The sequence below is a fragment of the Bacillus sp. FSL E2-8868 genome, assembly GCF_038005505.1.
GTDB lineage: Bacteria > Bacillota > Bacilli > Bacillales > Bacillaceae_G > Bacillus_A > Bacillus_A mycoides.
The window spans coordinates 1,274,430-1,286,934 of record NZ_JBBOTI010000002.1 but is presented as its reverse complement, the minus strand read 5'-3'; the positions used below and the strand labels follow the sequence as shown (position 1 = coordinate 1,286,934).

Below are 12,505 nucleotides of genomic sequence, written 5' to 3'. Positions count from 1 at the left end.
TTCAAAACGAACGTCCTCCTCTCATTTTATAAAACACAAAACTCACAAGTGTAGAAATACAAGAGAAAAGAAGCGCCACACTAGAAAACGCAATGAGATACATATTATACTTCATCATTTTTCCGATTAGTTGGTTACTATCGTACTGAAAAAGTCCTGCAATTATATTGAATAAAAATAACATGATAAACATGACGATAACACCGTCTATTGATCCTTTAATGTCTGGTTTACTTAAAGCGATATGTGCAGAAATACAAATGGCGATAAATAAAAATAACCAAAATGAAGGATTCAATAAATTGTTAAATGTAAATAAGCTTTTCAATAATACAAACGTCGATAGTAGCATGTTTTGGATCATGTCTAAGTTAATAGAAGTCGATGTAACAGTTTTTTCCAGATTCGTATTAAATAAATAATATGACTCTGGTACGAAATAGCGCATTAAAAGTATTAAGGCAGTAATACCAGAAATAATAGGACCGATGCCGATAAAGAAATTACCGATCCGTTGATATACGCTTTTTTGATTGTATTGATGTTGGACGTAACCTAAAGCTCCTTGACTTGTATCTGTCGGGAAGAACTGAGTTGCTACAATTTTATGGCGGAATAATAGACACATAATTGCATGTCCAAGCTCATGAACGGGAACACCGATCCATGCAGTTAAAAGAAATCCCTTCCTACCAAAAGCTCTCGACCAATACGTTCGTGTGAGAGATTCTAAATAACCTAATATAAATCCAATTACAATGATGACACCAATTAAAGAAAATAATTGGATCACGCTTGTAAGGAGTGTTTGAAAAATCGAGTTTACAAATTCCACTGTCTTCATCCAATCTGTTTAAAGTTTCACTTTATTTGCTCTGTTTCATAATACCATTATTTTTCTATAATACTAGCACACATAGTTTCGTTTAAAAGAAGGATTTCATATTCTTTTTCTTGTAGTCATGTTTTATGTACAAAGTCATATATTGAATTTGTAACACCCTATAAGGTATATGCTTAAGGAGGGATGAGAGAATGAAATGTCCGGCATGTAATACTGAAAATGCAGCGGAAGCAAGGTTTTGCGGAAATTGTGGACATTCGTTAACGGAAGAAGTGGTAGCGAGTGGTGGGCAGGAAGAAGGGCAGCTATCGCGCCCGGCACGAGTAAAGGAAACTCGTCCGAATGAAACGGTAGAGCAAGTGAAACAATTTGCAAGTGGCTATTTTCAGTTCTTTAAAAATGCTTTTAAATCACCATCGGCCATTATGGAAAGTGGAAATATTGAAGTGCGAAATGGAATTGTAAGTCTTGTGCTTATTTGCTTTTTAGGAGCATGTATTTTTTATAGAATGATGAGCGCAGCGGCGACTGTTACGAGGACATTAGTGCCAGATATAGCTACTCCTACTTTCTTTGGAGAATCTGTAATGGTCTTTTTCTTTTTATTAATTTTAACTTTATTTGTCGGATTTATTATTTTTGTAAGTGGTAAGATGATGAAATCATCTTTTTCTTTTCTTGAAGCATTCGGTATATGGGGGACGATAGCGACGCCAGCTATTGCTATACTAGTTCTTTCTTTTCTATTTAGTTTCCTATTGATCTTTTTTTTACCAATCTTATTAGGGCTGGCTACAACATATATGGGAATTAGTATAATTGTAGCTATATTAAAACTAGACAACGGCGGAGTAGATCCTGTTTACACACTTATTATCGCAAATGTTTTAATCGGAATTGCAACGTTTATCGTGTTTTGGTCTTACATTAAAACGATAATCCAAACCTTTATCGGGGGATTAACAGGCTTCTAACGAAAAGGTGGTTGAATGGATGAATGTATGTACAAAATGCGGAGCTCAGTATGAAGATGGAGTGCAATTTTGCCAAAACTGCGGGATGAGGAGGGAAAGTCTTGTAGTAAAGAAGAAAATGAGCGGCGGTACAAAAGTTGGCATTACACTCTTAACATTACTTGTTATAGTAATTGTTGGATTGTATTTGTATGGATCATCGTATTATAAGCAGACGGCACAAGTAGACCGAATGATTACTATTTTACAAGAGAGGAACGGGGAGAAATTAGCTGAAATCGTCACGACAGATGATCCAGCCGTTATTGTAACGAGAGAGAGTTTAACGCCTCTATTTTCATATATAAAAGAAAATCCATCTTATGTGAATGAATTGAAAGAATATTTGAGGCAAGGTGAAAAACAAGGGGATGGAATAGAAAGAGCAGATTTTTCTTTAACGAAAGATGGGAAACATTTCTTTTTATTTGATCGGTATAAATTGAAAGCAAAGACGTATTATACGACTCTGCTTACAAATGAAAAAGGTACATCTTTAAAATTGAACGGAAAAGAAATTGATAAGACAAATGACAAAAAGTTTGAGAAGCAATATGGACCGTTTCTTCCTGGAACTCAAGTATTTCAATCTGAATATAAAAATGACTATGTAAAACTATCACGTGAGGAAAAGGTTGTACTTATGAAACAAAGTCAAAATAATGTAACGGTAGATTTAACGTTGCAAGGGCAATATATTACAGTTCAAACGAATGAATCTGGTGCGACATTATACGTGAATCAAAAGCCAGTTACAGCGTTGACCGGAGAAGAAATTACGTGGGGACCGATAGCGACTGATGGAAGTGCGGCGATTTATTTAGAACGAAATGGAGAAAACGGTAGGGAAACGACAAAGGTAGAAACGGTAACGGCACTGTCGGCTTATAATCTTCCATTCCAAAAGAAAAGTATAGAAAAAACAGTTGTTTACAATGTTACTCCGCCTACGACTGGGTATGTATATAATGGTTTCATCTTCCCTGATAGTGATATTCGAAAATTAACGAGTACGGACTTAACATATTTATCGAAAGAACAATTGAAAATAGCAAGAAACGAAATATACGCAAGACATGGACATATGTTTCAAACGAAGGATATGCAAGCGTATTTTTCAAAACAGTCTTGGTATAGAGAAAATCCGTATTTTACAGGAAAGCTAACAGATATTGAAACTTATAATGTTGAATTGATCAAATCAAGAGAATAAACACGTGAAAAAGGTACAGTGCATAGCTGTACCTTTTCGATGGTTATTTAGCTGGACCAGGATCCCTTGAGAAAAAGATATGAAAGAGGAATGTGACTTTACTTGCTCCTCCTGATGTACTTGCTTGCACATCAGATAAAGAACTAGACGTTAAAGCAGCTTCAGAACGAGGGGGAACGACTATTTTGAGTGCATCATCTGATTCTGATGATATAGTAACCGTTATTGTATCCTCAGAAAAGTTCACAATTTTAACAGTACCAACTGGGAAGATGGATTTGCGAGCGTGTGAGGCAGAAGCAAAGCGAGTCGATTTCCAAATAGTTTGTGAGAAAGTGTCATTATCAGATAACCAAGCACGTGCACTGTATAAAGTTACACTAACGGTAAACTCTTGTTCAAGCGGGAGGGCTGGTCTCGGTTCTATCGGTTCCTCTGGAAGCTGGACGAGAAGGCCGGCGCACATGTATGTTTCACCTACTTTCAATAGTTACTGTTATAGCATATTAAACATGTTGTTTATAAGACACGACACTTACCTAGTAAAGCATAGGTAAGTGCACCAAATTTGAAGATGGAAGTCTCATTCTTTACAATAGAGGTAGGTGTTATTTCTATAAAATATGGAAATCGTAAAGAGTATGTAAAAAAGAAGGAGTGGTAAAGTGAACTATGTCATTATTGGCGGAGATGCAGCAGGTATGAGTGCAGCAATGCAAATTGTTAGAAACGATGAAACTGCAAATGTTGTAACGTTAGAAAAAGGTGAAATCTATTCATACGCTCAGTGCGGATTACCGTATGTGATTAGTGGTGTTATTGCTTCTACTGAAAAGTTAATTGCACGCGATGTAAAGACGTTTCGTGATAAATATGGAATTGATGCGAAAGTACGTCATGAAGTAACGAAAGTAGATACGGAAAAGAAAATGGTGTACGCAGAGCATACGGAGACGAAAGATGTTTTTGAATTTCCGTATGACCGTTTATTAATTGCGACTGGAGTGCGTCCTGTTATGCCAGAATGGGAAGGGCGAGATTTGCAAGGCGTTCATCTTTTAAAAACAATTCCGGATGCTGAGCGCATATTAAAAACGCTAGAAACGAATAAAGTTGAGGATGTAACTATTATTGGCGGCGGTGCAATTGGACTAGAGATGGCAGAAACATTCGTCGAACTTGGTAAGAAAGTAAGAATGATTGAGCGAAATGATCATATTGGCACAATTTATGATGCAGATATGGCTGAATATATACATAAAGAAGCAGATAGACACAATATTGAAATTTTAACGAATGAAAATGTGAAAGCATTTAAAGGAAAAGAAAGAGTGGAACAAATTGAAACAGATAAAGGTACGTATAAAACAGATCTCGTTTTAGTATCTGTCGGTGTACAGCCAAATACTGATTTTCTTGAAGGGACAAATATACGTAAAACTCATAAAGGTGCAATTGAAGTAAATGCTTATATGCAAACAAATGTGAAAGACGTATACGCTGCTGGTGATTGTGCAACGCATTACCATGTTATAAAGGAAACTCATGACCATATCCCGCTCGGAACGACTGCGAATAAACAAGGGCGACTTGCCGGACTCAATATGGTTGATAAACGAAGAGCATTTAAAGGTACGTTAGGTACGGGCATTATTAAATTTATGAATCTGACGCTCGCAAGAACAGGCTTAAATGAAAAAGAAGCGAAAGGGCTAAACATCCCGTATAAGACGGTCAAAGTAGATTCAACAAATATGGCAGGCTATTACCCGAGTGCTTCGCCACTTCACTTGAAATTACTATATCACGCCGATACGAAACAATTATTAGGCGGTCAAGTAATTGGAGAAGAGGGCGTAGATAAACGTATTGATGTTATCGCGATGGCACTTTTCAATAAAATGAGTATTCACGATTTAGAAGATGTCGACTTAAGTTACGCACCACCATATAACAGCGTTTGGGATCCAATTCAACAAGCAGCAAGGAGAGCGGAATAGCACTTTTTAAGTGCTATTTTTTTTTGCAAAGGTAGGTAAACTTTTTAGCGAATAATAAAGAGGGAGAAACAGTTACATATAGGGAAGGGGATTATTAAAAATGTTTGTAACACTTCAAACAGTTCAAGAATCAGAAAAAGAAATATTACGTAATTTGTATGCACTATATCTTCATGACCTCTCTACATTCACTCCTAATATAAAGATTGGGGCAAATGGATTTTTTGAATACGAAGATTTGCATATGTTTTGGGTAAATGATGGAATCACTCCGTATTTTATTAAAAGTGATACTGATATCGTAGGATTTTTATTACTATTGGAACGCCCGTTTTTGAAGAAGGAAAACGACTTTGGTATAAATGACATTTTCATATTGAATCAGTACAAAGGAAAAGGAATCGGTAAACAAGTTATTGAGAATGTATTAAAAGAGAAAAGAGGGCAATATTTCGTTATCGAACTTGTGAAAAATATACCAGCAGTTTCTTTTTGGAAGAAAGTATATAGGGAGCTAAACATCGAATTTGATGAGAAAACACAGTTAATCGATGATGAAGAATGTCTCGTTCAAACGTTTAAAATATAATAAAATCGGTGCCCCTAGTAGATTACTTTGAAATTTAACTTTATCCCGCTATTTGCGGGCAGTAAGAGCCCGATTAGTGAGGGCTGATAATCAGTGGGGGATGAAGAAAACCTCCACTAATTAAATTTTCGCTTTATTTTGAATATACCGTTCACCCTTGAAAACATAGTACGTATCGCTTATATTGTCATATAGTATTTATTTTTTAATAAAGCAATGAACGAACCAGGGGGCACAGTATGGCAATTAACATGAATACAATCGAAGAATGGATTGCTGAATCAAATGCAAGAAACGAAGAAGACTTAGGAAACGTTGTTGAAGAGATGAAAGAAGTATGTGTCGGACTTGATAACGCGACATTAATTTATACGAAAAACGTATTTTGTTTCGGTAAGAAAGTAGAAGTATTCTTCTTCTTCCAAGATCACGTCGTTATCGGAGAAGAGAAGGAAGAGTATATTGAGATTGAAAAATTAAAGTATGATGACATTACAAATAGCAACTTAAAAACAAATGACAAAAATACAACGTTAGAACTAAAGTTTTCTAACGGGAAAGCTATTAATTTAGATAGTCTAAATGATAACTACGGTACGAAAAACTGGTTATTTGCAAGACAAATTAAGAGTATTTTTAAAGTAATCTAGTAAAAAAGCAGACCTTGAAAGGTCTGTTTTTTTACTTATTTCCTATTAAACAAAGGCACCCTCTTTCTTCGTAACATTTCACGCTTGTAAATCCCGTCTTATAAAAAAGGTTTACTAATTCTTCGGTCGTCTTAAATTTATCCATATGATATTGGATTTTGAAAGTTTCAGCGACTAGTAAAAAGGAGCCATTCGGTTTTAAGACGCGAAATACTTCTTTCATATCATTCTCAACATCAGGCCAAAAGTAGTGGGTTTGAAAAGCGGTAATGAGATCAAAGAAGTCCGGATGATATGGAATAGAGGAGACGCTTGCTTGATGAATAATTACTTTCGCTGCTTTGACATCCTTCATATTTGCTTTCTTTGAGTTTTCAACAGCTTGATTGGAGTAGTCGATCCCGTATATTTTCCCAAGCGGAGTTTGTTTTGAAAGAGTCTGTATGGTTTTACCACCCCCACAACCAATATCTAAAATAACTGCATTTTCACGTATATGTATTTTTTGTAAAGCCCAATTTGTTAGTCTCGTATGCGCAGCATTCATAATGCAAAGCATAGAGGAACCAATTGTCCCGCGAGGATTTTTCGCTTGCTCGATTAATCTTTGTAAAATACTCAATTCAAACTCTCCTTTTATATAAGAATATGTATTTATTTCGCTTTTAATAATTTAACTCCTTTAAAAAAAGCACGCCATTAATCGGCGTGCTTCTAATTATGCAAGGACCCTTTTAGCCAATTTCGCGCCCTGTAAGCCCCAACAGGAATTTGAATGAGTGAAGTTTCATTTCCAGCATCTATCCCGTACAACTGATCACATGAATTTGTATCAAAACTAAGTAAAGGGTGCCCGCCCATCCCCATAGCTGTCGCAGCTAAAACGAGTTTATGAACGAGCATGCCAGCTTCCATTTGATGAATGCGATATCCTCTATAACCTAATTTGTTTTTATAGTAATCTTTATTTCCGATTACATGTAGACAAAGTGGTACTTGAAAAAGGTTTACGTTATCCATCGTCATACTGGATTGCAGAGAATAACGAAGGTCTCCGTACCGAATTGGCTGTATGGAATGTGTCCTACTGTTATAAGCGTAAGCGCCGTTTTCTATGTCTTTTACGTTATAAAAACATCCATATAGTGAGACTCGTGCGTTTTCATTTAAATATTTGCCATCAAGGTCGTTGTAATAAGGGAAGGAGAGGCTCGCTTCTTGTAGTAAAGTAGCGAGCTCGGCTGCATCCCATTTCGTTAAAATGAAGTCAGAATCAGGTGAATATCGTTTTTTACAAAGTTGTAAAAAATCATATGATAAACGTTCCACTTTAGGTAGCTGCATAGCGTGTGCACTATATTGTTGTCGTTCTTCACAGGTAAATGTTTGGAAGTGTTCTGTTGATTCAATCATAGAAGCCGCGTTTATTTTTTTTATCATCGGATATTCATCTACATATTTTGAGCGAACGAAATGCTCATGTGTTAACGGCGGGATTTGTTGCAACAAGTCATGAGAAGTAATAGTTTTATTTTTACGATGATCATCATGAAACCAATCTGTATTCGGTTCTGTACTTAAAGGAATAACAGCATACACACTTTCTTCACCTTCTGACAGTCCAAGTAAATGATTCATTGCCCGATCTAGAAACTGAAAATATACACCATTTGTATAACCAAATTGTTTTGCGCATTCAAGTAATTGACCGATTAGAACACCGCTATCTAATCCTTGAAGACGATACGAAAAGTTATTGTATTTAAAGAAGTTTTTCCAAAACATAGTGGATACAAATGCAGCACCAAAACAAGAATGTACGTTACAACGATTGCCGAGTGCTTCTGTAAGATAAGAATCGAAATTTCCTTCGCGAAGTAAGATAAGACGGTGATGCGCGGCGTCGTAATGGTAAATGCCGTCTGGATAATGATCAATTTTTAAATACATATATAATTCATTCGGATATAAAGCACCCCCAGAAGGGATGAATCTTCGAAATAGAGTCGTTGTTTTATTATTTTCTAGGTTGGTAGTAGGCTGACATAATTGTGTTAAACCAAATGAGTACCAAAGATAATGACCGATTTCCTCTAAGTTAGGTTTAGTAGAAGAATTCCGCAAAGTTAATGGGATTTCTAAAGAGAGAGGGATTACTGGTAAATTTCGATATAATTTATAAGGAAGTGGTGCGTCTTCCCAGTCAATCTCTTTATCGGACGACATAATTTCATTAATAGAAAAATGGAGATGATGTAAAAAAGTATCAGGTTGCATCAAATTTCCCCCTCACTATGAATTATGGAAACGGATGCGGATGTGGATTTAAACTTTCATTCGTTAAAGGCTCAGCCCAATATCCAAGTGTCATCGGTACGGTATACACTCTATCCAGTCCTGTAACCCGAGTGAGATGGTGACCGAACGTCATCGGTAACATGCCTGGAATAATTACTTTTACACAATGTAAGCCGTTCTTTTCTATAAGGGGGACCGTTTGATCTACAACAATTACTTCAAGTCCGGATTGATGTAACCTGTTTAAAAGTTGATGAAGATCAGATGTTAAATCCATATCAAATGATTGTAATGCATTCATTTCTTGGAACGTTTGCACCGGAGCATCATCACGTAAAAGGAAGTGAAGACGTTCTTCCGCTTCTTTCAATCCATACAGCATACTATGGTCTTCCATTTGCGAAACAAGATATGGATCTTGTAAACAGTTTTCATATTTCTCTCTTTTTTGTTCAAGCTCTTCATCTGTTATAAGTAACATGCCCGCTATTTCATGAATTGCATTTTTTATAGCTCGAATTGGTTCCATATGTGCGCCGCCAGCACAGACGAGATTCATACCATCTTGCCTTGTATTTTTCGCAATGACCCATATGCTCGGAATACCATGTTCCATCGTCGCGTTGAAAACGTATAATTCATATCCAGTAATTGTGCGTAAGCGTTCCAACATTAGTTGCAATTCAGTATCATTGGCTGAACTAAGATCGAGACGGGGAAGAGGTAATTCGGCATACCAAGTGAGCAAAAAGGCGTCACGCTCTACAATTTCTAAAATGCCGTGAAAAATTGCTTCTTCTAAACTACCACCAATGGCACATCCATTTGATGTTTCATACACGAAAGCATCTCTATGACCAAGGCTATAATAAGCGATTGATTCTGGAACTAGAAGGGGCCTGCTTTGTAATAAAGAATATCCCCATACCCAGTTTTGCTCATAATCAGGATCAAACGGCTTAAATGGAAAACTATCACGATTGTAATGCTCATTTGTATGTACACCAAGTGTGAGGGGATTCAGTGCAACATCTTCTAGCTCACGAAAACTGCCATGTACATTTGTTTTTTTCCCACGAGGCGACATACCGCAATAGCGTTCTAATCCTTCTAAAATAGCGGTTGCTTCACTAAGTGAAAATGAATGAGTCCGGCCCGCGACACCTTCATTTCCAAACAGTAACGGCATGTTTATAATGACATCAGCAAACGGTAATAAAGAATGTTGCATTTGGCCGTTTAAAATACCAGTCCGGTAATCTAAATAGTCTCTCGTTAAAAATGTGTTTAGCTCATGAATGGAACGACAGCGATACGTTTCAGTACTCGTTTTCAAACTTGGTTGTAAAGAAATTTGCGCTGCATCTGCTGTATCGTCAGGCAAATTGCTGCATACCGGACAGAGAGGGTCTGGAAGAAACGAATTCCGGGTACATTGTAACGTTTGTAAGTCCAGTAAAATGAGTTCGTTTTCTAAAGAAGAATATCCATGAGCTAATATTTTCTCTGTTTCAGCATGAATGAGCTGGCACATTTGTAGCATTCCATTTTGGGTGGCGCGTACATCACGCCTCGTCACGTTATCTGCTTTTAATGCATATTTTCGTTGTAGTTCCCACATTTCTCTTTGATCAAAGCCAGCTATAAACCGGCGTCCATCAGCGCAGTGGGAACATCCAGTTGTAAGAGGCTTCACGTAAGGACCGATAATACCTTCACCAAACGAAGTAAACGCGCGAAGCCACGGAATATTATTTGAGCGAAAGATAAGCTCAGCATCATGATGTACGGAAGAAGGAGACCCGTCATGTAAAACGAGAGCAAGATGAATGTTTTCAGGAAGAGCTTCTGTAATTGTATGCTGGCGGATGAGTGAATATTGCTTACACAATTGCTCATGTACATAGTCTGTGAGTAGGCCATCTCCTATAAGTAGTATGTTTTGAGTCATTGGTCATCCTCCTTTGCAATTAATACTCCATATACACCGTCTAAGCTGTCTCTTAAAAATGACTCAATAGCTAAATCAAAAACGAATGGATACAAGTTGTTTTCCGCTAAATTTTGCAAAGCAACTTGTAAAGACTGTACGCCTGGAATTTCTTCCTCTTCTTGTATTGCTACTCTAACAGAATCCGTGCTATATAAAACAATGGATGATTCCGGTAACATATTAGCTTTATAAGGAATCTCTTCATTTTGAATATGAAGGAGTGCTTGTTGCAGAGCATTTCTTAATGCGAGTGTTATATTAATATTTGCCGCACCATACCATCTATCATTAATACCGATCCAAACGACAGGAAAACCAAGTAACTCCTCACTCATTCCTACTTTAGGTATTTCATGAATTGTAGAGAGAGCATCGTAGTAAAACCTACAATGTTTATCATGAATTTCGGTTAAATAAAGTTCTGTAATCTCTTCTAGCATATGTGATTGGCGTTCATATAGCTTATTATTTAAATGTTTTTGGAGTGCTCGGTATACACCTTCTGTCATCGTTTCCCCAGCACCAATACCGATATCAGTATGTTCGGGGATAAGACGATGAATCATTTCAGCTACATATGTTTCAACTCCTGTTAAACCAGCTTCGCGGCGTGCTTCATTATGAGTTAATCCACCGCAAGTTATAGTAGGAAGGGGAGAGGTAGGTCCGTCTGATAATGGATTTGCAACTTGAATATTGCACTGTGATAAAGGCAATTGGTGTAAATCTTGTTCATCCCACATGTGAAATATGCCAGCTTCTTTAGAAGTTAACGTATCAAAAAAACGAAAAAGTTCAGTTGAAGTATATTGTCCGGAACGATGGGCAAGGTTTTCTTGAAGATTTTGCACCGTATCAATTGTAAAGATTTCATCGGTTGCGAGAAGATGTTTTATGAAAGGGTGCCACTTTCCTTCAAGTGTTTCCAAGTTTAATAAAAAGAATTGAGGATTATGCTGCCTATGTGAATCTTCAGCGACATGTTTAAATAACTCAAAAACGATAACATTTGCTAACATTGCAGATGCAATTGGTGAGAAAGGTTCAGGTGGATTTTCACTTTGTAAAGTAGTTTCGTGTAGACGATGCCAAGCTGATTCCCAGCATTCTTCACGGTCTCTGGTTACGACGGGTCCAGCTAAACCAATTCTTGATAAGCAAATAGCTGGTATGAAATTTTTCTTAAACTCTCTACAAATAGTATGGATTGCTCTTAAACTTTCAATATCTCCATTTTGGGAAACGTATAAAATCCAGTCGAAAGGCTCGAATACTTCATGTAAAGGGCGATCAATTGTAATATCTATTTCTTGAATAAGTACATTGTCATCATTTGCATATGCACGTTCGCTTAGTTCATGAATTCGATCGTAGTTTGTTTCAGCACGATCTGTAACAAGATAATGGAATGTAGGTAAACCAGATTCTAATAAAGAAGAAACTAGGGAAGTAAGCATATCGCCAGAACCAATTATAAGCACATTTGCTGCGCGGTACGTTTCGAATTTTAAAGCGCCTGAATGGGAATCAGCTTCTAAAAACTCAATTTGCGAAGCATATCTGTCGAGTAATGCACTGGTTAATTCGTGGGGAGCATCTTGGCTTACATCACGAATGAAACCATTTTCATATAAAATCTCTCCAATTTCAAATACACGATTTTGATAGGGGAGAGGGAGACCATCGGTTATCTCTGTCAAAGAATGATTACCGTTAAACATAGGCATTAATTTCTCAATCCAGTCATAAATTCCATCACCATCCATACGGAATGAACTGGAGTTATTTCGAAAGTAAACACCCCCGTTTGAATCGGGGAGGAAGAAAGTATCCTTATTTGCTTTAAGTTTTGCATGAACTGGAAGGTTATTCATGTTTATCCCCCTTACGTTTTAGGCATACATT

Annotated in this window: 11 protein-coding genes; 5 read left to right on the top strand and 6 right to left on the bottom strand. The window is 36.9% G+C overall.

From position 1 onward, the window contains the following. Position 1: 1 nt before the first annotated feature. Positions 2 to 835, bottom strand: a complete 834-nt coding sequence (locus tag NSS74_RS17505; RefSeq protein ID WP_002140878.1) for a hypothetical protein — start codon at positions 833 to 835, stop codon at positions 2 to 4. 200 nt (positions 836 to 1,035) lie between these two features. Between NSS74_RS17505 and NSS74_RS17500 the strand changes: the two genes are divergently transcribed. Both NSS74_RS17500 and NSS74_RS17495 read left to right on the top strand, forming a co-directional pair. Beyond that, the gene (locus NSS74_RS17500; RefSeq protein WP_002086912.1) at positions 1,036 to 1,818 is read left to right on the top strand and encodes a zinc ribbon domain-containing protein; all 783 of its coding nucleotides are present in this window, start codon (positions 1,036 to 1,038) and stop codon (positions 1,816 to 1,818) included. Between the two features lie 19 nt (positions 1,819 to 1,837). Then, a complete protein-coding gene (locus tag NSS74_RS17495) occupies positions 1,838 to 3,070 on the top strand; it encodes a TcaA 3rd/4th domain-containing protein (protein ID WP_002140879.1) in 1,233 nt (410 codons plus the stop codon). A gap of 43 nt (positions 3,071 to 3,113) precedes the next feature. Here NSS74_RS17495 and NSS74_RS17490 read toward each other — a convergent pair whose 3' ends face one another. Next, complete coding sequence (locus NSS74_RS17490; RefSeq protein ID WP_002140880.1) at positions 3,114 to 3,536, bottom strand: hypothetical protein; 423 nt, start codon at positions 3,534 to 3,536, stop codon at positions 3,114 to 3,116. Between the two features lie 199 nt (positions 3,537 to 3,735). Between NSS74_RS17490 and NSS74_RS17485 the strand changes: the two genes are divergently transcribed. From NSS74_RS17485 to NSS74_RS17475, 3 genes are all read left to right on the top strand, one after another. Beyond that, complete coding sequence (locus NSS74_RS17485) at positions 3,736 to 5,070, top strand: CoA-disulfide reductase (RefSeq protein WP_002140881.1); 1,335 nt, start codon at positions 3,736 to 3,738, stop codon at positions 5,068 to 5,070. Positions 5,071 to 5,170: 100 nt separating this feature from the next. Then, a complete protein-coding gene (locus tag NSS74_RS17480) occupies positions 5,171 to 5,659 on the top strand; it encodes a GNAT family N-acetyltransferase (protein ID WP_002140882.1) in 489 nt (162 codons plus the stop codon). A gap of 239 nt (positions 5,660 to 5,898) precedes the next feature. Beyond that, complete coding sequence (locus tag NSS74_RS17475; protein ID WP_002030461.1) at positions 5,899 to 6,309, top strand: DUF3908 family protein; 411 nt, start codon at positions 5,899 to 5,901, stop codon at positions 6,307 to 6,309. Between the two features lie 31 nt (positions 6,310 to 6,340). Here NSS74_RS17475 and NSS74_RS17470 read toward each other — a convergent pair whose 3' ends face one another. From NSS74_RS17470 to NSS74_RS17455, 4 genes are all read right to left on the bottom strand, one after another. After that, a complete protein-coding gene (locus tag NSS74_RS17470) occupies positions 6,341 to 6,931 on the bottom strand; it encodes a class I SAM-dependent methyltransferase (RefSeq protein ID WP_002140884.1) in 591 nt (196 codons plus the stop codon). A gap of 92 nt (positions 6,932 to 7,023) precedes the next feature. Next, a complete protein-coding gene (locus NSS74_RS17465) occupies positions 7,024 to 8,586 on the bottom strand; it encodes a SagB family peptide dehydrogenase (RefSeq protein WP_002140885.1) in 1,563 nt (520 codons plus the stop codon). 22 nt (positions 8,587 to 8,608) lie between these two features. After that, a complete protein-coding gene (locus NSS74_RS17460; protein WP_012260565.1) occupies positions 8,609 to 10,558 on the bottom strand; it encodes a TOMM precursor leader peptide-binding protein in 1,950 nt (649 codons plus the stop codon). Then, a complete protein-coding gene (locus NSS74_RS17455; protein WP_002140888.1) occupies positions 10,555 to 12,474 on the bottom strand; it encodes a putative thiazole-containing bacteriocin maturation protein in 1,920 nt (639 codons plus the stop codon). Before NSS74_RS17455 ends, NSS74_RS17460 begins: the two co-directional genes overlap by 4 nt. Positions 12,475 to 12,505 lie beyond the last annotated feature (31 nt).